Annotated in this window: 21 protein-coding genes; 15 read left to right on the forward strand and 6 right to left on the reverse strand. The window is 72.9% G+C overall.

The features are described from left to right. Positions 1-219 precede the first annotated feature (219 nt). Entirely contained in the window at positions 220-711 is a 492-nt protein-coding gene (locus tag ACZ5OX_RS29260) for an inorganic diphosphatase (RefSeq protein ID WP_030059594.1), read from the reverse strand. Between the two features lie 76 nt (positions 712-787). On the opposite strand from ACZ5OX_RS29260, the gene dacB reads away from it, so the two are divergent. The 6 genes from dacB (at position 788) to folE (ending at position 8838) form a co-directional block, all read left to right on the forward strand. Then, entirely contained in the window at positions 788-2410 is a 1623-nt protein-coding gene (gene dacB, locus ACZ5OX_RS29265; protein WP_465634225.1) for a D-alanyl-D-alanine carboxypeptidase/D-alanyl-D-alanine endopeptidase, read from the forward strand. 224 nt (positions 2411-2634) lie between these two features. Continuing rightward, positions 2635-3807 (forward strand): zinc-dependent metalloprotease, encoded by a 1173-nt coding sequence (locus tag ACZ5OX_RS29270; protein ID WP_465634226.1) that lies wholly within the window; start codon positions 2635-2637, stop codon positions 3805-3807. 286 nt (positions 3808-4093) lie between these two features. Next, positions 4094-5221: a tRNA lysidine(34) synthetase TilS gene (tilS, locus tag ACZ5OX_RS29275; protein WP_449792231.1), complete on the forward strand. Its 1128-nt coding sequence runs from the start codon at positions 4094-4096 to the stop codon at positions 5219-5221. Positions 5222-5292: 71 nt separating this feature from the next. Further along, positions 5293-5847, forward strand: a complete 555-nt coding sequence (gene hpt, locus ACZ5OX_RS29280; protein WP_030059589.1) for a hypoxanthine phosphoribosyltransferase — start codon at positions 5293-5295, stop codon at positions 5845-5847. Positions 5848-6073: 226 nt separating this feature from the next. Then, positions 6074-8125 (forward strand): ATP-dependent zinc metalloprotease FtsH, encoded by a 2052-nt coding sequence (gene ftsH / locus ACZ5OX_RS29285; protein WP_449792232.1) that lies wholly within the window; start codon positions 6074-6076, stop codon positions 8123-8125. Positions 8126-8232: 107 nt separating this feature from the next. Beyond that, the gene (folE, locus tag ACZ5OX_RS29290; RefSeq protein WP_449792233.1) at positions 8233-8838 is read left to right on the forward strand and encodes a GTP cyclohydrolase I FolE; all 606 of its coding nucleotides are present in this window, start codon (positions 8233-8235) and stop codon (positions 8836-8838) included. A 20-nt stretch (positions 8839-8858) separates the two neighbouring features. Here the strand turns inward: folE and ACZ5OX_RS29295 are convergent, their stop codons facing one another. Together ACZ5OX_RS29295 and ACZ5OX_RS29300 are read right to left on the reverse strand one after the other, a co-directional pair. After that, positions 8859-9647, reverse strand: a complete 789-nt coding sequence (locus ACZ5OX_RS29295) for a ferritin-like domain-containing protein (protein WP_465634227.1) — start codon at positions 9645-9647, stop codon at positions 8859-8861. A 149-nt stretch (positions 9648-9796) separates the two neighbouring features. Then, a complete protein-coding gene (locus ACZ5OX_RS29300) occupies positions 9797-10951 on the reverse strand; it encodes an alpha/beta hydrolase (RefSeq protein WP_465634228.1) in 1155 nt (384 codons plus the stop codon). A gap of 379 nt (positions 10952-11330) precedes the next feature. Between ACZ5OX_RS29300 and ACZ5OX_RS29305 the strand changes: the two genes are divergently transcribed. The 7 genes from ACZ5OX_RS29305 (at position 11331) to ACZ5OX_RS29335 (ending at position 17827) form a co-directional block, all read left to right on the forward strand. After that, positions 11331-13172 carry a phosphatidylglycerol lysyltransferase domain-containing protein gene (locus tag ACZ5OX_RS29305; protein WP_465634229.1) on the forward strand — a complete coding sequence of 614 codons (1842 nt, stop codon included), beginning with the start codon at positions 11331-11333 and terminating at the stop codon, positions 13170-13172. 80 nt (positions 13173-13252) lie between these two features. Further along, positions 13253-14134, forward strand: coding sequence for a dihydropteroate synthase (folP, locus tag ACZ5OX_RS29310; protein ID WP_392882584.1), 882 nt, complete (start codon positions 13253-13255; stop codon positions 14132-14134). Between the two features lie 10 nt (positions 14135-14144). Continuing rightward, complete coding sequence (locus ACZ5OX_RS29315; RefSeq protein WP_465634230.1) at positions 14145-14642, forward strand: nuclear transport factor 2 family protein; 498 nt, start codon at positions 14145-14147, stop codon at positions 14640-14642. A gap of 246 nt (positions 14643-14888) precedes the next feature. Further along, complete coding sequence (gene folB, locus ACZ5OX_RS29320) at positions 14889-15248, forward strand: dihydroneopterin aldolase (RefSeq protein ID WP_392882701.1); 360 nt, start codon at positions 14889-14891, stop codon at positions 15246-15248. Between the two features lie 43 nt (positions 15249-15291). Then, positions 15292-15882: a 2-amino-4-hydroxy-6-hydroxymethyldihydropteridine diphosphokinase gene (gene folK, locus ACZ5OX_RS29325; protein WP_465634231.1), complete on the forward strand. Its 591-nt coding sequence runs from the start codon at positions 15292-15294 to the stop codon at positions 15880-15882. 218 nt (positions 15883-16100) lie between these two features. Beyond that, positions 16101-16589 (forward strand): DUF3180 domain-containing protein, encoded by a 489-nt coding sequence (locus tag ACZ5OX_RS29330; RefSeq protein WP_465634232.1) that lies wholly within the window; start codon positions 16101-16103, stop codon positions 16587-16589. 143 nt (positions 16590-16732) lie between these two features. Then, complete coding sequence (locus ACZ5OX_RS29335) at positions 16733-17827, forward strand: hypothetical protein (RefSeq protein WP_465634234.1); 1095 nt, start codon at positions 16733-16735, stop codon at positions 17825-17827. A 94-nt stretch (positions 17828-17921) separates the two neighbouring features. Here ACZ5OX_RS29335 and ACZ5OX_RS29340 read toward each other — a convergent pair whose 3' ends face one another. Continuing rightward, complete coding sequence (locus ACZ5OX_RS29340; RefSeq protein ID WP_449792241.1) at positions 17922-18497, reverse strand: TerD family protein; 576 nt, start codon at positions 18495-18497, stop codon at positions 17922-17924. Between the two features lie 134 nt (positions 18498-18631). Further along, complete coding sequence (locus ACZ5OX_RS29345; RefSeq protein ID WP_449792242.1) at positions 18632-19129, reverse strand: hypothetical protein; 498 nt, start codon at positions 19127-19129, stop codon at positions 18632-18634. 135 nt (positions 19130-19264) lie between these two features. Here ACZ5OX_RS29345 and arfB point away from each other — a divergent pair, with 135 nt between their 5' ends. Beyond that, entirely contained in the window at positions 19265-19699 is a 435-nt protein-coding gene (gene arfB, locus ACZ5OX_RS29350) for an alternative ribosome rescue aminoacyl-tRNA hydrolase ArfB (protein ID WP_392882569.1), read from the forward strand. A 47-nt stretch (positions 19700-19746) separates the two neighbouring features. On the opposite strand, the gene ACZ5OX_RS29355 is transcribed toward arfB, so the two are convergent. Beyond that, positions 19747-20274 (reverse strand): flavin reductase family protein, encoded by a 528-nt coding sequence (locus tag ACZ5OX_RS29355; RefSeq protein ID WP_465634235.1) that lies wholly within the window; start codon positions 20272-20274, stop codon positions 19747-19749. A 371-nt stretch (positions 20275-20645) separates the two neighbouring features. On the opposite strand from ACZ5OX_RS29355, the gene ACZ5OX_RS29360 reads away from it, so the two are divergent. Next, positions 20646-22433, forward strand: a complete 1788-nt coding sequence (locus ACZ5OX_RS29360) for a GGDEF domain-containing protein (protein ID WP_465634237.1) — start codon at positions 20646-20648, stop codon at positions 22431-22433. Positions 22434-22466: the final 33 nt, after the last annotated feature.

The following is a 22466-nucleotide window of genomic DNA, read 5'->3' on the forward strand; positions in this document are numbered from 1 at the left end:
TTCTCCCCCCCCCCCCCCCCACGACGTCCCCTCCTCCCCCCCCCCCCCCCCCCCCCCCCTCCCCCCCCCCCCCCCCCCCCCCCCCCCCTCCCCCCCCCCCCCCCCCCCTCCTCCCCCCCCCCCCTCTCCCCCCTCCCCCCCCCCCCCCCCCCCCCCCGGCCCCTGTCTGTCCCGATCTACCTCGAACCGCCCTCGATCGAATGAGATCGGAACGACGGCTCAGTGGCCGCCCTGCTCCGCCAGACGCTTGATCGAAGCGGTGACCTCGGCCTCGGCCTCGGCGCGGCCGACCCAGTTGGCGCCCTCGACGGACTTGCCCGGCTCCAGGTCCTTGTAGACCTCGAAGAAGTGCTGGATCTCCAGGCGGTCGAACTCCGACACGTGGTGGATGTCGCGCAGGTGCTCCCAGCGCGGGTCGGTCGCCGGGACGCAGAGCAGCTTGTCGTCGCCGCCGGCCTCGTCGGTCATGTGGAACATGCCGATGGCACGGCACTTGATCAGGCAGCCCGGGAAGGTCGGCTCGTCCAGGATGACCAGGGCGTCCAGCGGGTCGCCGTCCTCGCCGAGCGTGCCCTCGACGTAGCCGTAGTCGGCCGGGTAGCGGGTCGAGGTGAAGAGCATCCGGTCGAGCCGCAGACGGCCGGTCTCGTGGTCGACCTCGTACTTGTTACGAGAGCCCTTCGGGATTTCGATAAGGACGTCGAACTCCAACGGTTCCTCCAAGGTAGGGACTGACAGAATCCAAGTGTCTCCTACGGGAGTGAGTGCTCGGGAAAGGGGCCGGTCGGTGCGAGCAGGGGGAGGAGCGGCGCGCCGCCGCGGGGGGACGGCCGCGGGGCTGTTCGGGGCGGCGCTGCTGGTCGTCGGTACGGTCCTGACCTCGGGCGGCGCGTACGCGCAGCCGTCCCCGTCGCCGGGCGGGCACAGCGCCGGGCAGGGCGAGGACGGGGACCACGACGGGCAGGGCGGCCGCGACGGGAAGAAGGACGACCACGGGAAGGGCGGCAAGTCCCGGCCGGGCGACAGTCCGAGCGCGGGTCCGAGCACCACGCCCGCCCGCCGGGCCGCGCAACCGGGCGCCACCTCGCCCACCGCCGCCGGCAGCGATGCGCCTGGCACAGGCCAGGCCCCCGCGCCGGGCGCCGTCCTGGCCGCCGTCGAGGGTGGTGCCGGTGCCGCCGTCCCCACCGCCCAGGGCCTCCAGCAGGCGCTCGCCGCCGCCCTCGCCGACCGGAGCCTCGGCGAGGTCACCGTCGCCGTCGCGGACGCCGGCACCGGCCAACTCCTGTACGGCTCAGGGGAGAACACCCCGGCCACCCCCGCCTCCACCACCAAGCTGGCCACCGCGGTCGCGGCCCTGTCCCTCATCCCGGGCGACACCCGGCTGCACACCCGGGTGGTCCGGGGCGCGGACCCGTCCGCGATCACCCTGGTCGGCGGCGGAGACCCGACGCTCACCGCGCTGCCCGCCGACCAGGTGCAGATCGGCGGGCAGCCGGCCGACGCCGACACCGCCCCCGCCTCGCTGGACCTCCTCGCCCAGCAGACCGCCGACGGCCTCAAGAACATCGGCGTCACGTCGGTCCGGCTGGACTACGACCTGTCGCTGTACGCGGGCAGCCCGCAGCACCGCAACCACGACGCGCAGAACATCGCCCTGGTGGTCCCGCTGATGGTGGACGAGGGCAGGGTGGACCCGAAGAGCCGGGAGGACGCGCCGGACCGGGTCGCCGACCCGGCTGCCGCGGCCGCCGAGGCCTTCGCCGCGCTGCTCAGGGCCCGGGGCGTCGCCGTGACGGGCAAGGTCGCGCCCGCCGCCGCCCCGGCCCCCTCCGGCGCGATACCCCTCGCCGACGTCCGGTCGCCGACGGTCTCCCGTCTGGTCGAACGCCTGCTGACCACCTCCGACAACCAGCTCGCCGAGGCGATCGCCCGTCAGGTCGCCATCGCCGCCCACCAGCCGGCGAGCTTCGAGGGCGCCGCGGCCGCCGTCGCCCAGGAGCTCACCCGGCTCGGCGTGCCGATGGGCAACGCGGTCCTCAACGACGGCAGCGGCCTGCACCCGGGCAACGCGATCCCGCCCGCCGTCCTGGTCCGACTGCTCGTGCTGGCCGCCTCCGAACAGCACCCCACCCTGCGCCCGGTGCTCACCGGCCTCCCGGTCGCCGGCTTCACCGGCACCCTCAACAAGCGCTACGGCTCCGGGTCCGGCGCCGCCGACGCGGCCGGCCTGATCCGTGCCAAGACCGGCACCCTCAGCGGCGTCAACACCCTCGCGGGCACCGCCGTCGACGCCGACGGCCGGCTGCTCGCCTTCGCCGTCATGACCCGCACCACCGCCCCCGCCGACACCGCCCGCGCCGCCATGGACCGGGTGGCCGCCCGCCTCACCGCCTGCGGTTGCCACTGACCCCGACGTCCGGCGGCGGTGCCACGGGCGGGCGGCCGTCAGCCCCCGTTCGCCGGGCGCTCCGTCGGGGCACCTCGTCGGGCGCTCCGTCGGGTGCTCCGTCGGGCGCGGGGAGGTCCCGCCGGTGCCCGGCCGTGGCCGGGGCGGTGCGCCGGGGCCCTCGGTGGAGAGGTGTTGGCGGCGGGTGGCTGCCGTTGGCGGTGGGGAGCACGTACGGTGAGGGCATGACGAGCGCGAGTGGCGGTGCTGACATGGTCGACTGGAACCTCGCGGTCGCAACCGCGACCAGGTTGGTGCGGCCGGGTCCGGAAGTGAGCCGGGAAGAAGCGGCGGCGGTGGTCGCCGAGTTGCGCCGGCACGCCCTGGCGGCGGAGGAGCACGTGCGGGCGTTCACCGGCATGCGCTCGTCCAGCCTGTCCCAGGCCGTGGCGACGCCGGTGCTGGTGGTGGACCGCCCCGGGTGGATCCGGGCGAACGTGGCGGGCTTCCGGACGGTCGTCCAGCCGCTGGTGGAGAAGCTCCGGGCCCGCCGGGCGAACAGCGCGGCGGCCGGGATGTTCGGGGCGGTGGGCGAGAAGGCCACCGGGATCGAGGTCGGGGCGCTGCTGGCGTTCCTGTCCACCAAGGTGCTGGGCCAGTACGAGACCTTCGCCCCGGCCGAGGCCCCGCTGGAGGCGCCGGACAGCCCGGCCGCGCTGTTCGACAAGCCGCGGCTGGGGCCGGACGGCCCCGGGCCGGGCCGGCTGCTGCTGGTGGCGCCGAACATCGTGCACGTCGAGCGGGAGCTGGACGTCGACCCGTCCGACTTCCGGCTCTGGGTCTGCCTGCACGAGGAGACGCACCGGACGCAGTTCACCGCGGTGCCGTGGCTGCGCGACCACATCCAGTCCGAGGTGCAGTCCTTCCTCGCCGAGACGGACATCGACCCGGGTGCCCTGCTGGAGCGGCTGCGGGACGCGGCGGGTTCGCTCGGTGGCCTGCCGGGCGGCGGAGACCGGGAGGGTGCCTCGTCCAGGAACCTGCTGGAGGTCGTCCAGTCGCCCGCGCAGCGCGAGATCCTCGGCCGGCTGACGGCCGTGATGTCGCTGCTGGAGGGCCACGCGGACGTGGTGATGGACGGCGTCGGCCCGGCCGTGGTGCCGACGGTCGCCGAGATCCGGGAGAAGTTCCAGCAGCGCCGGGACCGCGGTGCCAACCGGCTCGACCTGGTGCTGCGGCGGCTGCTCGGCATGGACGCCAAGCTGCGCCAGTACCAGGACGGCGCGGTGTTCGTGCGCGGGGTGGTGGAGCAGGTCGGCATGGAGGGGTTCAACCGGGTGTGGACCTCCCCGAACACCCTGCCGACCAAGGAGGAGATCCACGATCCGGCCGCCTGGGTGGCCCGGGTGGCCCGCTGAGCGCGCGGTCGTGACGCGGGCGCGCCGGGAGCCGGACGGCAAGCGGCGCGCGCCGCTCAAACCCGCTCGTACGAGTGGTCCAATCGGCCGTACGACGGATGAAGAACCGTTTCTTCATTCACCCGAACGTGGGACGGTGGTGCCGGCGGGCGCGCGGGTGGCGTAGTGGGTGGCCACTATCTGCCACCATCTGTGAGCGCCCCGTAACCGGGCGTTCATGCCGGTGCGCGGTCCCCGCCGCGTCCGCCGCGAGTCCTGTCCCCCCTCCGTCGAGGAGTCTTCCGCCGTGGGCCCTCACCCCGCCGTCGCCGCGATACGCCTGGCCGTTCGCCGTACGCTCACCGACCTCGCCGCCGAGGCCGGTTCCACCTTCACCGCGCCCGCGCGCGAGCCCCGCGACCGCCCGGCCGGGGCGCCGCTGGTGGGCGCCTCGGTCGGCACCACCCTGATCGGCAACGCCGCGCGCCATCCCTCCGGGCTGCCCCGGACCCCGGCCGCGCCCGGCTCGCCGCTGGTCCTGGTCGCCGTCAGCGGCGGCGCGGACTCGATGGCGCTGGCCATCGCCGCCGCCTTCGAGGCCCCCAAGATCGGTCTGCGGGTCGGCGCCGTCACCGTCGACCACGGCCTCCAGGCCGGCTCCGCCGAGCGCGCCGCCCAGGTGGCCGACCGGCTGCGCACGCTCGGCCTCGATCCGGTGGAGGCGGTCCCGGTGCGGGTCGGCCGCACCGGCGGCCCGGAGGCCGCGGCCCGGGACGCCCGCTACGCCGCCCTGGACGAGGCCGCCGACCGCCACGGTGCGATCGCGGTGCTGCTCGGCCACACCAGGGACGACCAGGCCGAGACCGTGCTGCTGGGCCTGGCCCGCGGTTCCGGCGCGCGCTCGCTGGCCGGGATGCCCGCCCACAAGGGCCGCTACCGCCGCCCGCTGCTGGAGCTGGACCGGGCGGCCACCCGACAGGCCTGCGCCGCCCAGTCGATCCCGGTCTGGGACGACCCGCACAACTGTGATCCCGCCTACACCCGCTCCCGCGTCCGCCACGAGGTGCTGCCCGTCCTGGAGAAGCACCTGGGCGGTGGAGTGGTCGAGGCGCTGGCCCGTACCGCCCGGCTGTTCCGCGACGACGCCGACGCCCTCGACCAGTGGGCCTCCCTGGCAGAACGCGACCTCCGTACGGGCGACGGGGCCCTGGACGCCGTGAAACTGGCCGAACTGCCGCCCGCGGTGCGCCGCCGGGTGCTGCGCCGGGCCGCGCTGCGGGCGGGCTGTCCGGCCGGGGACCTCTTCGCCCGGCACCTGGAGACGATCGACCTGCTGGTCACCGGATGGCGCGGACAGGGCCCGCTGCACCTACCCGGGGGCGTCGAGGCCACCCGCAGGTGTGGCACGCTGGTCTTTCGGCGGCAGGGCGACTGACGGGCGAGGCATGCCCCGGGGGAGCCGGCCGCCGGCCACAAAGACCCCGAACGTTTGAGGACGTATCCCCGGTGGACCAGAACGACATGGGCGCTGACCTCGCGAAGGTGCTCATCAGCAAGGACGAGATCGACGCCAAGCTCCTGGAGCTGGCCGAGCGCATCGACCGGGACTACGCAGGCAAGGACCTGCTGATCGTCGGCGTCCTCAAGGGGGCCGTGATGGTCATGGCCGACCTCGCCCGGGCCCTGCACTCGCAGGTCACCATGGACTGGATGGCCGTCTCCTCGTACGGAATGGGCACCAAGTCCTCCGGTGTGGTGCGGATCCTGAAGGACCTGGACACCGACATCGCCGGCCGTGACGTCCTGATCGTCGAGGACATCATCGACTCCGGCCTGACGCTGTCCTGGCTGCTGGGCAACCTGGGCTCGCGCGGCCCGGCCTCGCTGGAGGTCTGCACCCTGCTCCGCAAGCCGGACGCGGCCAAGGTCGAGATCGACGTGAAGTACGTCGGCTTCGACATCCCCAACGAGTTCGTGGTCGGCTACGGCCTGGACTACGCGGAGAAGCTGCGCAACCTCCCGTTCATCGGGACCCTCGCCCCGCACGTCTACGGCGGCTGAGGCCCCGTTCGGGCTACGGGCGGGAACAGTAGGCCGTTCCCGCCCGTTGTCCCGGGGGGACAAAGAACCAAAGCCGTGTCGCCGTGCTCCCGCCATGGGTGGGTTCGACTGCGGTACGGTCCAATAAACCGCTCTTCACATGAGCACCAATCGGATGCGCCGCGGCCCAACAGCCTCCCGGCGCCGTTGAGTGGCAGGAGGGACGGGGCGGCAACGCCCCGCATGGATGGACGTCAAGCGATACTTCCGTGCGCCGATCATGTGGATCGTGCTGGCCGTCCTCGCCGTCATCGTACTGATGCAGGTCGTTTCGGACTCGAACGGCTACAAGACGGTGGACACCGGTCAGGTCGTCGCGGCGATCGACGCGCACAACGTCAAGTCGGCGCAGATCACCACCGGTGACTCGAACACGATCAAGATCCAGCTGAAGGACGGCGCAACGCTGCCCAGCTCCGGCACGGGCAAGACCCCGTCCGGTACCAAGTTCCAGGCCTCGTACATCGGCGACCAGGGCGTCGCCATCGCCGACAAGCTCCAGGCCCAGGTCAACGACAAGGACCAGAGCACGCTCGCCGAGGGCTACACCATCAGCCCGGAGAAGCAGAGCACCTTCGTCAGCCTGCTGCTGTCGATGCTCCCGATCGTGATCATCGTCCTGGTCTTCCTGTTCCTGATGAACCAGATGCAGGGCGGCGGCTCCCGGGTCATGCAGTTCGGCAAGTCCAAGGCCAAGCTGCTCACCAAGGACACCCCCAAGACCACCTTCGCCGACGTCGCCGGCGCGGACGAGGCGGTCGAGGAGCTCCACGAGATCAAGGAGTTCCTCCAGGAGCCGGCCAAGTTCCAGGCCGTCGGCGCTAAGATCCCCAAGGGCGTGCTGCTCTACGGCCCGCCCGGTACCGGCAAGACCCTGCTGGCGCGCGCCGTCGCGGGCGAGGCCGGCGTGCCGTTCTACTCCATCTCCGGCTCGGACTTCGTCGAGATGTTCGTCGGCGTCGGCGCCAGCCGCGTCCGCGACCTCTTCGAGCAGGCCAAGGCGAACGCCCCGGCGATCGTCTTCGTCGACGAGATCGACGCCGTCGGCCGGCACCGCGGCGCGGGCCTCGGCGGCGGCCACGACGAGCGCGAGCAGACCCTCAACCAGCTGCTGGTCGAGATGGACGGCTTCGACGTCAAGGGCGGCGTGATCCTGATCGCCGCGACCAACCGCCCCGACATCCTGGACCCGGCGCTGCTGCGCCCGGGCCGCTTCGACCGCCAGATCGCGGTGGAGCGCCCCGACCTCCAGGGCCGGCTGGACATCCTCAAGGTGCACCAGAAGGGCAAGCCGATCGCGCCCGACGTCGACCTGTCGGCCGTCGCCAAGCGCACCCCCGGCTTCACCGGTGCCGACCTGTCGAACGTCCTCAACGAGGCGGCGCTGCTGACCGCCCGCTCGGACAAGAAGCTGATCGACAACGGCATCCTGGACGAGGCGATCGACCGCGTCGTGGCCGGTCCGCAGAAGCGCACGCGGATCATGTCCGACAAGGAGAAGAAGATCACCGCGTACCACGAGGGCGGCCACGCCCTGGTCGCGGCGGCCTGCCAGTACAGCGACCCGGTGCACAAGATCACCATCCTGTCCCGCGGCCGGGCCCTCGGCTACACCATGGTGCTGCCGGACGAGGACAAGTACTCCACCACCCGCAACGAGATGCTCGACCAGCTCGCCTACATGATGGGCGGGCGCGCGGCGGAGGAGCTGGTCTTCCACGACCCGACCACCGGTGCCTCGAACGACATCGAGAAGGCCACCGCGACGGCCCGGGCCATGGTCACCCAGTACGGCATGACCGAGCGCCTCGGCGCGATCAAGTTCGGCTCGGACAACTCGGAGCCGTTCCTGGGCCGCGAGATGGGCCACCAGCGCGACTACTCGGAAGAGGTCGCCGGGCTGGTGGACGAGGAGGTCAAGAAGCTCATCGACACGGCGCACAACGAGGCCTGGGAGATCCTGGTCGAGAACCGCGACGTGCTCGACAACCTGGTTCTGGAGCTCCTGGAGAAGGAGACCCTGAACAAGGAGCAGATCGCCGAGATCTTCGCCCCGATCGTCAAGCGCCCGGCCCGGCCGGCCTGGACGGGCTCCGCCCGCCGCACGCCGTCCACCCGGCCTCCGGTGCAGTCCCCGAAGGAGCTGGCGCTCACCAACGGCGCCGCCTCCGTGGAGAGCGCTCCGGTGGACGTCGTGAAGCTCCCGCCGCTGCCGGCCGAGCCGCCGACCGAGGGCTGACCCCCACTCCGCAGGGAATGGATGCCGCGTCACCAGGGTTTGTACCCTGGAGGCGCGGCATCCGTGCTGTTCCGCCAGAGCTCTTCCCATACGTAAGCGAGGCCCGCATGATCGACCCGGTGACGTTCGACGGTCCGCCCGCCGTCGGTACCTTCGACCAGAAGCGGGCCGAGAACGCCATCCGCGAGCTGCTGCTCGCCGTCGGCGAGGACCCGGACCGCGAGGGCCTGCTGGAGACCCCGGCCCGGGTCGCGCGTGCCTACAAGGAGATATTCGCGGGCCTGTGGCAGGAGCCCGAGGACGTCCTCACCACCACCTTCGACCTCGGCCACGACGAGATGGTGCTGGTCAAGGACATCGAGCTGACCTCGGTCTGCGAGCACCACCTGGTGCCGTTCCGCGGTGTGGCCCACGTCGGGTACATCCCGTCCACCAGCGGCAAGATCACCGGGCTGTCCAAGCTCGCCCGGCTGGTCGACGTCTACTCCCGCCGGCCGCAGGTGCAGGAACGGCTGACCAGTCAGGTCGCCGACGCGCTGATGCGGATCCTGGAGCCGCGCGGGGCCATCGTCGTGGTCGAGTGCGAGCACATGTGCATGTCGATGCGCGGCATCCGCAAGCCCGGCGCCAAGACCATCACCTCCTGCGTGCGCGGCCAGCTGCGCGACCCTGCCACCCGGGCCGAGGCGATGAGCCTCATCATCGGCCGCTAGGGCGGTCGGCGGGGGTCCGCTCAGAGCACCTCGTGTTCCGCGTGCGGCGGGGCCGGGGTGCCCAGGGCGTTGCGGCGCTCGGGCATCCGCAGTGTGACCATCCGGCGCCAGCCGTAGGCGCGGTCGTACAGGTAGAGCGCCTGCACCCCGAGGGTGACCAGGGCGAGCTGCCGGCGCGGCCAGCGCAGGATCCCGGCCATCCGGGCGGTGACGGCGAGGCCGACGTCCCGGTGGGTGCGGATCTCGCCGCGGGCGCTGGTCTCCAGGGTGTGCCGGATGTACGGGCCGTGGCCCTCGGAGGCCAGCCGCAGCAGCTCCTCGTGGCAGTAGGCGAGGTGGTTGTCCTCGTCGGCGGAGATCATCCGCATCGCCCGGCCGAGGTCGGGGTTGTGCTCGTACACCCTCACCAGTCGGCGCATCTGCTCGGCGGCGCGCTGCTCGGTGACCCGGCTGTGGGCGAGGTAGGTGATGATCTCGCGGTCGGTCAGCGGGACGTCGCTGTTCAGCCGCTCGTGCGAGAGGCCGATGCCCTGGCGCTCCAGCAGCATGCAGTAGTCCGCCTCCTCCGGCACGGGCACCCTGGGCAGGCCGCGCTTGTGCAGCAGCCCGTCGAAGATCCGGCCGTGCTTGCGCTCGTCGGCACCGTGCCGGGCGACCTTCGGGGCGAGGACCGGGTCCCGGGTGAGCGCGGCGATCCGCTCGTTCTCCCAGCCGCCCTGGTCCTCGCCACCGGCCGCGATGCTGCAGAACAGCTGGTACGCCTGGTCGTTCCGGTAGATCTCGTCGAAGAGCGAGCGGGTGCTCAGCACGGTGCCTCCTGCGCGGGTCCGGGGCGGCGCCCGGCGGGGGCCGACGGGCGGTCGCGATACGTTCCCCCGGGCCGCCGGCCGCCCCGGGCCGACCGTCGGGTAATCACTCAGCTGTCCCAGTCCGGGTGCGCGCCCGGCTCGGGTGCGGCCTAGCCCAGGTGCGCGCCCAACCATTCGAGGGTGGCCGGCAGCTCCCTGGTCCAGCTCTCGAAGTTGTGCCCGCCGTCGTTCAGGTAGAGCGACTCGATGGTGAACTGCGGGTTGGCCGCCGCGGCCTTGGTGGCCTGGTCGACGAACTGGACGGTCTGCGGGTAGTCGCTCTCCGTGCGGGTGGAGACGGCCAGCAGGTTGAGCGTCGGGACCGGCAGGTTCTGCAGCCGCCAGCCGAGGTCGTGCTGCTGGGCCAGCTTCGTGTCGCCGTTGAAGAGGTCGCCGCCGGTGTAGTTGTCCTGGCGCACGGTGAAGTCGCCGTGCAGGCTCGCCGCGTTGCCGTAGACGTTCGGGAAGCGCATCGCCAGGCGCAGCGCGCAGCTGCCGCCGGTGGAGTAGCCGAAGGTGCCCCAGGAGCCGGCCGTGCGGCCGACCCGGTAGGCGCTGCGGACGGCCTCGGGGACGTCCTTGACGAACCAGGTCTCGGTGCGCGGCCCGCCGGGGACGTCCACGCACTCGGTGTCGCGGGCGGGGACGACCGCGGGGCGGGCCAGCACCAGGATGGTCGGCGGCATCTTGCCGGTGCGCTGCAGCTCGATCGCGGTCTGGGCGAGGGGGAGTTCCTGCAGCAGGTTCAGCGTGGTGCCCGGGTAGCCGGCGATGGCCAGCAGGACGGGGAAGCGGACCAGGGCGAGCTTCTGGTCGAAGTACGCGGGCGGCAGGTAGACGAACATCTGGTCGGAGAAGCCCGTCTCCTTGCCGTTGACCCGGATCGACTCGATCTTGCCGACCTCCTCGGGCGGGCCCTTCGGCAGGTTGGTGACGGCCTCCAGGCCGCCCTCGGTGGTGGGCACGACCAGTGCGTCGGCGACCGGGGTGCCGCCCTTGTGGTTCTCGTTGCTGGTCAGCGCGAGCTTGGCGCCGCCCGGGCTGAGCAGGTCGTCCCAGGAGGTGTAGAACCCGAAGGAGTTGTTCACCGACAGCGCGAGCACGGCCAGGACGGAGGCTTGAACGACCGTCAGCAGTCCGATCCGGCCGAGTACCTGCAGTGGGCGCTGGGGTGCCAGTCGCGGCCAGAGCCACAGGGTCGCGACGATGGCCGCAACGCCGAGTGCGAGCAGCGAGTTCACCAGCGCTTCGCTGGTCAGTTCCATGCCGTCGGCCTTCCGGTGGGACGCTGTCGGTGCAGGCTTCATCGTCTGGCGGTCCGTCAGGTCCGGCCACTGCGGCTAGGCTGTCCGGGCGCTCGGGCGGGCCGGGTGGGGCGGGGGGAACCGCGGGGCAACCGGCGCCCTAGAATGCGGCGTCCACCGTACGTAACGCGTCCCGGAGGGCTCCGTCGCGCCACGCTGCGGCGGGCTCCGGGCTCCCGCCGCCGGCTCAACCCGCAGCGCGACCACGGCCCCGGTTTACCGACCGTTTCCGGGTCCTTGGTATGCGCATTGCCTGATGAAGGAATAGGCATGAAGGTCCATCACGCGTCCTCCTCCGGAGTGACCGGACACCGCACCGCAGCCTCTACGCTGAGCTTCCATGAGCGTTCCCGTGTCCGTTGAGCCGAGCCCCGAGCAGCCGTCCCGCCGTCGCCGCGGCCTGCAGACGCTGCGCACCCAGGCGGCCGCCGTCCCGAGGGCCTGGCTCCCCGGAGCGGTCGGCTACGCCTGTCTGCTGATCGGGCTCATGGACATAGCCAGCGCGGTGTTCCCCAAGCTCCGGCACACCAGGGTGCACACCTTCGCCGGGCAGCTGCCGGGCGGCACCACCAGCCTGGCGGCGGTCGGCACGCTGATGGTCGGGATCCTGCTGGTGCCGCTGGCGCACGCGCTGCGCCGGCGCAAGCGGCGGGCCTGGCGGGCGGTCTGCGTGCTGCTGCCGGTCAGCGCCGCACTGCACATCGTGCGCTGGCACCAGATCGGCCCGGCGGTCGTCTCGCTGGTGGTCCTCGTCGTGATGCTGGTCCACCAGCGCGAGTTCTACGCCAAGGCCGACCCGCGCACCCGCTGGCGGGCGCTGGTCAACCTGATCGTCATGGGCGCCCTCAGCGTGCTGCTCGGCCTGCTGATCGTGAGCACCCGGACCAAGTACGAGATCGGCCACCCCGGCCTGACCGAGCACCTGCAGCACGTCGGGTACGGACTGTTCGGCTTCGAGGGCCCGGTCCGGTACAACAACATCCGGATGTCCGACCTGGTCGCGTACCTGCTCGGCGGACTCGGCCTGCTGACCGCCTTCACCACCGCCTACCTGGCGCTGCGTCCGGGCAAGCCGAAGCCCGAGCTGACCGCGGAGGACGAGGACAAGGTCCGCGAGCTGCTCAAGCGGCACGGCGAGCGCGACTCGCTCGGCTACTTCGCGCTGCGCCGCGACAAGAGCGTGCTGTTCTCGCCCACCGGCAAGGCGGCGATCTCCTACCGGGTGGTCTCCGGCGTGATGCTGGCCTCCGGCGACCCGGTCGGCGACGTCGAGGCCTGGCCCGGCGCGATCAAGGTGTTCATGGCCGAGGCCCGCGAGCACGCCTGGGTGCCGGCGGTGATGGGCTGCAGTGAGGTCGGGGGCGAGGTCTGGACCCGCGAGGCGGGCCTGGACGCGCTGGAGCTGGGTGACGAAGCGATCGTGGACACCGCCACCTTCTCGCTCTCCGGCCGGGCCATGCGCAACGTGCGCCAGATGGTCAAGCGGATCGAGCGCAACGGTTACTCCTGCCGGGTGCGCCGGGTCTCCGAGCTCACGGCGGAGGAGAAGTACCGGATCGCCGACGCCGCCGCCCGCTGGCGCGGCACCGACACCGAACGCGGCTTCTCGATGGCCCTCGGCCGCTTCGGCGACCCGCTGGACGACGACTGCGTGGTGGTCACCGCCCACAAGGCCCCGGAGGAGGGGGAGGAGGGCGACGACCTGAAGGCCGTGCTGCACTTCGTGCCCTGGGGGCCGGACGGCATCTCGCTGGAGCTGATGCGCCGCGACCGCGCCGCCGACCCCGGCCTGAACGAACTGCTGATCGTCGCCGCGCTGCAGGCGGTGCCCGCGATGGGCGTGCGCCGGGTGTCGCTCAACTTCGCGATGTTCCGCTCGGCGCTGGCCCGCGGCGAGCGGATCGGCGCCGGTCCGGTGCTGCGCGCCTGGCGCGGACTGCTGGTGTTCCTGTCGCGCTGGTTCCAGATCGAGTCGCTGTACAAGTTCAACGCCAAGTTCCAGCCCGAGTGGGAGCCGCGCTTCCTGGTCTTCCCGAGCACCCGGGACCTGCCGCGGATCGGCTTCGCCGCGATGCAGGCGGAGGCCTTCATCACCCTCGGCATGCCGCGTTTCGGCCGCAAGCGCCAGCGCGAGGGGCTGATGCCGGTCCCGTCGACCCGTGAGGTCACCGAGGTCGCCTGAGGCCCGCCGCCGCCCTCCGGGGCCCGCCGGTACGGAACGGGGCCCCCGCCGAGAACCTTCGGCGGGGGCCCCGTTCGATAATGGGAAGCATGAACGATTCGCCGTCTTTCTCCCTGCCGGCCGGCCTGCCGCGACTGGAGCGCTGTGCCGTGATGGGCGTTGTCAACGTCACGCCCGACTCCTTCTCGGACGGCGGGATGTGGCACGACCCGGCCAAGGCGATCGCGCACGGCCTCGCGCTGCGGGCCCGCGGCGCCGACCTGGTGGACGTCGGCGGCGAGTCCACCCGTCCGGGCTCGCAGCGGGTGCCCGAGGAGGAGGAGCTGCGCCGGGTGATCCCGGTGGTGCGCGAGCTCTCCGACGCCGGGGTGATGGTCTCCGTGGACACCATGCGCGCCTCGGTCGCCGAGCGGGCCGTCGAGGCCGGCGCCGTGATCGTCAACGACGTCTCCGGCGGGCTCGCCGACCCGGCGATGGCCCGGGTGGTCGCCGAGACCGGCGCCCCCTTCGTGGTGATGCACTGGCGCGGGCAGTCCGCCGACATGGACCGGCTGGCCGTCTACGACGACGTGGTCCGGGACGTGGTGACCGAACTGACCGACCGGGTGGACGCGCTGCTGGCCGCCGGGGTCAAGGAGGACCAGGTGATCCTCGACCCGGGGCTCGGCTTCGCCAAGACCTCCGAGCACAACTGGGCGCTGCTCGGCCGGCTGGACGCGCTCACCGCGCTCGGCCGTCCCGTGCTCGTGGCGGCTTCGCGCAAGCGGTTCCTGGGTACGCTGCTCGCCGACCCGGCAACCGGGGAACTGCGCCCGGCCCGGGAGCGCGACGACGCGACGGCCGCGGTGTCGGTGCTGTCCGCCCGGGCCGGAGCCTGGGCGGTGCGGGTGCACGACGTGTCCGGCACGGCGGATGCCGTCCGGGTCGTCGCGGCCTGGCAGCACGCGGCGCGGTCGGTGTGAGGGAGGGTCTGTGACGGGTGACGGCAGGTTGAGCGGCGGTACGGCCGGGCGGGCTCGCGAGGCGGACGTGGAGGCCGTGCTCGCGGCGAACCGGGGGCTCTACGAGGCGTTGGAACGGGGGGACCTGGAAGCGGTCGAGGACGCCTGGCTGGGCGCCGCCGACGCCGACGACAAGGGCGGGGTGGTGTGCGTGCACCCGGGCTGGCCGGTCCTGCGCGGCCGCGCCCAGGTGACCCGTTCGTACATGCTGATCATGATGAACACGGAGTACATCCAGTTCTTCCTGACCGATGTCGAGGCCGAGGTGAACGGGGATGTGGCCCTTGTCACGTGCACCGAGAACATCCTGTCCGGCGGTGAGTCGGAAGAGGAGGGGGAACTCGGGCCACTGGTCGGCGGAAAGGTCGTGTCGACGAATCTGTTCCGTCGCACCCCGGCCGGGTGGAAGCTCTGGTCGCATCACGGTTCACCCGTTCTGACCAGCGGGGACGACGACGAGGAGAGCTGATTCCGGCGGCCGCGGAAATGCGCTGCCGAGAAGTCGCCGGGAATTTCCGAGTGGTCACCGAACGTTCACGTCAATCGCCATATCGGCGCGCGTGGCGTCGGTTCGTGCCGGGTAGGACGGTCAGGCGTTGTCCGTGCTCGCGGGTAGATTCGAAACGGAGTGGCGGGCGTGCTGCCCGCCTTCGCCCTGCCCGTCCATGCCTTTCTCCGGGTGGGGCCCGTCCGACTGGGAGCAGTGATTCGTTTGCTGGACCGCGTCACCCTGCGGGGGCTGCGAGCCCGGGGCCACCACGGCGTCTTCGAGCGCGAGCGCGTCGAGGGGCAGACCTTCGTGGTCGACCTCGTGCTCTACCTGGACACCCGCCCCGCCGCGGCCGGAGACGACCTCACCCGCACCGCGCACTACGGCCTGGTGGCGGAGGAGGTCACCGCGATCATCGCCGGGGAGCCGGTCGACCTGATCGAGACGCTGGCCCAGCGCATCGCCGACCAGTGCCTGAAGCACGATGCGGTCGAGGAGGTCGAGGTCACCGTGCACAAGCCGGACGCCCCGATCACCGTGCCGTTCGACGACGTGACCGTGACCATCCACCGGGGCCGCGCATGACCCCCACCGCGCGCCCGGTATCCGATGCAGAGGGATTTCTTCGATGAACAGCAGCGACACGCCGAACGCGTTCGACCTGGAGAGCCGGGTGGACTCCGCCGACACCACGCTGCACAGCCAGCGGTGCGCGGTGATCGCGCTCGGCAGCAACCTGGGCAACCGGCTGGACACCCTCCAGGGTGCCGTCGACGCGCTCGCCGACACCCCGGGGCTGAAGATCAAGGCCGTCTCCGCGGTGTACGAGACCGAGGCCGTCGGCGGGCCCGAGGAGCAGCCGAACTACTACAACGCGGTCGTGGTGCTGCGGACCTCACTGCCCCCGCGGGACCTGCTGGAGCGCGGCAACGCCATCGAGGACGCCTTCGGGCGGGTGCGGACCGTCCACTGGGGCCCGCGCACCCTGGACGTCGACATCCTGGCCTACGAGGGCGTGCTGAGCGACGACCCGCAGCTGCTGCTGCCGCACCCGCGCTCGCACGAGCGGGCCTTCGTGCTCGCCCCCTGGCTGGACGCCCAGCCGGAGGCCGAGGTGCCCGGGCACGGGCGGGTGGACGCGCTGCTGACGGCACTGGGCGGCCCCGACGCGCAGGGCGTGAAGCGCCGCGACGACATCCGGCTGACGCTGCCGGAGTGAGGCCGTAACAGGGCCGCCGCGGGGCCGGGGGAGCCCCGCGGGGGCCGGCGGCCGGGGCCGTCGCCCGGGGAACTCGACCGGGGGCCCGGCCGTACGAGTAGGTGACCGTCGTCGGCGCGGGTGTCCGCCCGGCCGGGCCCGGTACGGTGGCTTGGCGTCGCCGCGCCGGGCCGCCGGGCGGTCGGCCGGTTCTGGTACCCGGGAAGGACCTCCTCCGCGTGAAGCTGCTTCGCCTCCGTCTGCTGATCGGCATCACCGCCGCCACGACGGCGCTGTCCTGGGCCGGCTCCAAGCTGTGGGCCTCCGTGGACACGCTGCCGGCCGTTCCGGCCGCGGCGCCGGTGGTGCTGGCGGCGGTGGCCGTGATCCTGCTGGCGACCGCGCTGTCGCTGCGGGCCCGGCTGAAGGCGGTGCGCGAGCGGCAGCCCGGGGCGAAGGGGGTCGACCCGCTGCTGGCGGCCAGGGCGGTGGTGCTGGGGCAGGCCAGCGCGCTGGTGTCGTCGGTGGTCACCGGGATCTACGCGGGGGCCGGGATCTACCTGCTGGGCGAGCTGGACGTGCCGGCCCGCAAGGACCAGGCCGTGACGGCCGGGCTCGCGGTGCTGGCGGGGGCCGCGGTGATCGCGGCGGCGCTCTGGATCCAGCACGTGTGCAAGCTGCCGGAGAACCACGACGACCCGGGCGGTCCGGCGGCGTCGCACCGCTGAGACCGCCGGGGCCTCGTTGAGCAGGGCTTTCTTCGTGATCTTGGGTGAGAATCCGGGCACGTGCGGTAAAAACCGCCCCCTGTCAAGGGCGGAAGGGGACCCTGGGCTGACACGCCCCCAATTCGCACGCTAGTTTCTTGGACATGTCTCGCGGACGCCACCGTCATTCCTCCGTCCTCGGCCGGGTCTTTCCCCCCACCGCCGCCGGCGTGCTGCTGGTCGCCGCGCTGGCCGCGCTGCTTTTCAGTCAGGACACCGTCCTGGTGCGCTCGGTGGGCGTCGCGGCGGTGATCGCGACGCTCGGCTTCGCGCTGCTGCTGCGCCAGCGGGACAAGGCGGCCCGGGCGGCCGCCGAGATGTCCTCGGCGCAGCGGCTGCGCGCCGAGGAGCGGTTCGAGGAGCAGCTGGCCGAGGCCGAGTACGCGGCGGAGGTCGCCGAGGAGCGGGCCACCCGGTTCGGGCGGCGGCTGACGGCGGAGAAGTCGCGGCTGGCGAAGGCCGAGACCGAGATCGCCCGGCTGCTGCGCGAGCGGGCCGTGACGGTGGCCGAGCAGGCGCTCAAGGAGGCCGAGGCGGCCCAGCGGGCGCTCGCCGCGAGCCGTCCGAAGTACCCGGCCAGCCCGGCGGCGTACGTGCGGGCGGCGGCCGTGCTGCGGCAGCTGGAGCGCCGTGCGGCGGAGCAGGAGGCCCAGCGGGCGCGGACGGCGGGTGCGGAGGTGGCTCTGCGGGCGCGTACGGCGCCGGCGCCGACCGCGGTGCCCGCCCCGGTGGCCGTACCGGCTCCGGTGGCGCCCTCGGTGCCCACGCCGGAGCAGGCTCCGGCGGCCCAGTCGCCGGTGCGTCCGGCGCTGACCGCGACGGTGGGTCAGCTCGGCGGGACGCCGGCCGCGCCCGCCGCGCCCGCCGCGGCGCCCGCGCCGGCCGAGCGGCAGCGGCCGCGGCCGGCCCAGTCCGGGCAGGCGCGCGGGCAGGGCTTCAGCTTCTTCGGCCGCGGCTCGGCCGCCCCGGCGCGCCCGGCGGCTCCGGCGCCGGCCGTGGGCAGCGTCGCCGAGCTGGGGGAGCGCGCCGACCTGGCGGACGTGGTGGGCGACGAGGCGGTGGCCGCGAAGGCCGAGGCCGACGCCAGGGCGGCGGAGCCGGCCGAGCGGCCGGAGCAGGGCGCGCCGGCCGTGGTGGACCTGACGCCGGAGGACGAGACCGAGCTGATCCAGCTGCCGGAGCTGCGCGCCTCGCGCTGAGGGCGCCGGGCCCGCCGGGCCCCGGAAACGAGAACCGCGGCGCGGGAGGTCGGACGGACCGACTTCCCGCGCCGCGGTGTTTTCCGCGGGTGCGTCAGATCTGGACGCCGAAGTCCTGGGCGATGCCCGCCAGGCCGGAGGCGTAGCCCTGGCCGACGGCGCGGAACTTCCACTCCCCGCCGTTGCGGTAGAGCTCGCCGAAGATCATCGCGGTCTCGGTGGCGGCGTCCTCGGAGAGGTCGTAGCGGGCGATCTCGGAGCCGCCGGCCGCGTTCACCACGCGGATGTAGGCGTTGCGGACCTGGCCGAAGTTCTGGCCGCGGGCGACGCCGTCGTAGATGGTGACCGGGAAGGTGATCTTGACGGCCTCGGCCGGCAGGCCGGCCAGGTTGACGTTGATCGACTCGTCGTCGCCCGCACCCTCGCCGGTGCGGTTGTCACCGGTGTGCACGACGGTGTTGTCCGGCGTGCTGGTGTTGTTGAAGAAGACGAAGTGGGCGTTGGACAGCACCTTGCCGTCCGCGTTCAGGACGATCGCGCTGGCGTCGAGGTCGAACTCGGCGCCGGTCGTGGTGCGGACGTCCCAACCCAGGCCGACGGAGACCGCGGACAGGCCGGGGGCCTCCTTGGTCAGCGAGACGTTGCCACCCTTGGAGAGGCTCACTGGCATGACGATTGCAGTCCCTTCGTTGCTCTCGTTCGCTATTTCCCGGGACAACGCAATAGTCCGGGGGCTTGGTTCCGCAGAGCCCGTGAATTCTTCGTGGGCGCCAATCGGCTGGCAAAGCCCCGGCAAAGCCGGTGTCAGATCCGGCGGAACCGTCCCTGCAGCGTCCAGATGTTCGGGTTGTCGGCCAGACCGGGGTGCATGTCGAAGAGGTCGGCCAGGGTGTCCTGGAGGAAGTCCCGGGCCTCGCGCCGCAGTTCGCCGTGCCGGACGACCACCGGCGGCTCGTCCGGCAGCCAGGTGGCGGTGACCTCCACCCAGTTGAAGCGGCGGGCGAAGCGCAGCAGCTCGGTGTTCTGGGTGAAGTCGAGGTCGGCGGTCTGCACCCGGGCGGCCCGGACGCCGTCCGGGTCACGGTCCAGCAGCTCGGCGATGTCGCACAGCGCCCACGCGAAGTCGAGCACCGGCACCCAGCCCCAGGCGGTGGACAGCTCCGAGCCCTCGCCGTCCAGGTAGACGTCGCCGCAGAACAGGTCGTACCGCAGGGCGTGCACGGACGCGGTGCGGTAGTCCGTCTGCGGGGGGTCGGGGAAACGGTTGGAGAGGGAGTAGCCGAGCTCGATCACGTACGCCATTGTCGGGGCTCCGGACGCACGGGGGGAACCGGGGCCGGACGGGCGACGGGGCCCGCGGGCCGCGCCGCCCGGAGCCGGAGGGGCGGGGGCGAATAACGGCGTGACCGGGTGGGCCGGGCACGGGATGATGGACGCATGTCCGAGCCCATCCGCGTACGGGGGTCGGTGGTCGTCCCCGACGCCGAGCTCGTCTGGCGCTTCTCGCGTTCCTCAGGCCCCGGCGGCCAGCACGTCAACACCTCCGACTCCAAGGCCGAGCTGCGCTTCGACCTGGCGTCGACCAAGGCGCTGCCCGAGGTCTGGCGCGAGCGCGCACTGGAGCGGCTGGCCGGTCGGCTGGTGGACGGCCGGGTGCTGGTGGTCCAGGCCTCGGAGTTCCGCTCGCAGTGGCGCAACCGGGAGGCGGCCGCGGCCCGGCTGTCGGCGCTGCTGAGCGAGGCGTGCGCACCGCCGCCGAAGACCCGGCGGGCGACCAGGCCGAGCCGGGGGATGGTCGAGCGGCGGTTGTACAACAAGCGGCACCGCTCCGAGCTGAAGCAGGGCCGTCGGGCGCCGCGGGGCGGCGAGTAGACGCGCCCTGGGCGGACGGGCCGTAGCCGAGCGGACGCGCCCTAGCCCTAGCCGAGGGCGCGGTAGCCGCCGCGGAAGTAGAGCAGCGGGCGGCCGCCGGGGTCGGGCACCACGGCCTCCAGGACGCGGCCGAGCAGCAGGGTGTGGTCCCCGGCCGGTATCCGCTGTTCGGTGCGGCACTCGACGGTGGCCAGCGCCCCGGCGATCAGCGGGGCGTCGGTGTGCGGGCCGCGGTGGTGCGGGGTGTCCGCGAACAGCAGCCGGTCGCTGAGCCGGCCCTTCATGGCGAACCGGGAGCCGAGCGTCTTCTGCCCCTCGGCCAGCACCGAGACCGCCCAGGTGTCCGCCCGGGAGAGCACGTCGTCCATCCGGGAGTCCTCGCGGACCGAGATCAGCACCAGCGGCGGCTCCAGCGACACCGAGAGGAAGGACGTGGCGGTCATGCCGGCGTCCTCGCCGTCCTCCGGGTCGTGGACGGTCACCAGGCTCACGCCGGCGGCGAGCTGGGAGAGGGCAGCCCGGAACTCGTCGGGCGTGGCGTGGGGGGCAGCTTCGGGCTGCGGGGACGGGTACACGTACCGCACGGTAGTCGTCACCTGGGAGAAACGGCATCGGGCCTTGGTCGTAGGACCGGAGGTCAGGCCGAGGGGTTGCGCTCGGTGGCCGAACTCACCCGCAGGAGTGAAGCGGCCGCAGTGGCGGGCGCACTGGGCTTCAGCCCGCGGCCAATGCGGTCGACCACCAGAAATGTTCCGATGGCGCTTTATGTCCCGCTATGGGTCAGATGAGCTGATTAAGGGCGCATTAGTGTCGTGTGATTTAAGTCACAAGTGATGGCCTATTGCTGACCGAGCGTGCCGAGCGCTGTGCTCCCTGTGATTCAGTTCTTCTGGCAATCGGACGATAACCAATCAAGAACTATCCGAAGCAGCCGGGGAGCCCCCGCATGGAAGCCGAGTCGGAGCCGTACGTCCGTCTCGCGACCCTCCGCACCTTGCACCGGGTCGTGGCGGACCTCAACGCTGCCCGCAGCCTCGCTGGCACGCTCCAGGCCGTTGTCGAAGGCGCGGTGCACGGGCTCGGCTTCGACGCCGCCGCGGTCAGCCTGGTCCGGCCGGACGGCGACCTGGTGGTGGCGGCCGTCTGGGAGCTGGAGGAGAGCCCGATGGGCGGCCCCTCCGTCCTGCTCGGCCAGGTCGGCTCCCGGGAGTCCTGGGACCGGCTGCTCGGCGTCAGTGACCACTGGGGCACCCTGCGCTTCCTGCCGTACGACCGCGGCTGGGCCGTCGCCAGCGACATCCCGCGCTGGATCGGGGACGGTCCGCTGCCGGTGTACGCCAACGACTGGCACCCCGCCGACGGGCTGCTCGCCCCGATGTACAGCGCCGGTGGCGACCTCCTCGGCGTCCTCTCGGTGGACCGGCCGCGCAGCGGCAAGCGGCCCGGGGCGTGGACCCGCGAGGCGCTGGAGATGTTCTCGCTGCAGGCCTCCATCGCGATCGGCAACGCCCGGCTGCGGGCCGAGATGCAGCGCGCGCTGGCCCGTCTGGAGAAGGAGCAGCAGGCGCTGCGGGCCAGCGAGGAGAGCTTCCGCCAGGCGTTCGAGTACGCGCCCAGCGGGATGGCGATCACCGAGCTGCACGGTGCCGGGCGCGGCCAGCTGACCAGGGTCAACGACGCGCTCTGCCGGCTGCTCGGCCGGCCCCGGGCGGTGCTGCGCCAGCAGAGCTTCGCCGACCTCGTGCACCCCGAGGACCGGGCGCTGCTGGAGCGCACCAGCGCCGAGAGCGGCCGCGCCGAGCTGCGGCTGTCCCGGCGGGACGGCGGCTACCAGTGGGTCTGCCTGCGCAACTCGATCGTCGCGGACGCGGCCGAGGGCCCGAGCTTCCTGCTCACCCACGTCGAGGACATCGAGGACCGCAAGCGGCACGAGTTCCAGCTCGCCCACCGGGCCAGCCACGACGCGCTCACCGGGCTGCCGAACGGCGCCGAGCTCAAGGCCAGGCTGGCCCGCCGGCTCTGCGCCCAGCCGCAGCCGGTCGGCGCCGCCGCCGGCCAGGTCGAGGTGGCCTATCCCCAGCCGTACGGCTACCCGGCCGACTCCTACGCCGTGCACAGGGAGTACGCCGGGGCGCAGGGGGCGGACCCGTACGCCGGGGCGGTGCACGGCTACGGGACGTACGAGGGCGTACCGGGCGGGATCGGCCCGGGCTACGGGGAGCACGTGCACGCGGTGGTCCCCGCCGAGTACGGGCCGGGCGGCGAGGCCTGGTCGGTGCCGTTCCGCTCCGGCGGCGCGGCGGCGGTGGAGAAGGGGCTCGCGGTGATCTTCTGCGACCTGGACGGCTTCAAGTCGATCAACGACCGGTTCGGCCACAACGCGGGTGACGCGGTGCTGGTCGAGGTCGCCCAGCGGCTGAGCCAGGCGGTCCGGGACGGCGACACGGTGGCCCGGCTCGGCGGTGACGAGTTCGTGGTGCTGGCCGACGGGATCGGCCGCGAGGAGGCCAAGGACCTCGCCCACCGGCTGCGGGGCGCCATCATCCCGCCGATGCGGATCGACGGCCGGGCGATGCGGGTGGGGGTGAGCCTCGGGGTCGGCTGGGCCGGCTGCGGGATGAGCATCGAGGAGGTGCTGCACACCGCGGACGAGCGGATGTACGACGAGAAGCGGGCCCGGGGCGGGGCGGTGCGCGGGGCGCGCGGCGAGCGCTCGCACCGGCGCGCGGGCTGAGCGGGCGCCGAGCACGGCGGGCGCGGGCTCCGG

The sequence above is a fragment of the Kitasatospora sp. NPDC032121 genome (assembly GCF_055580145.1).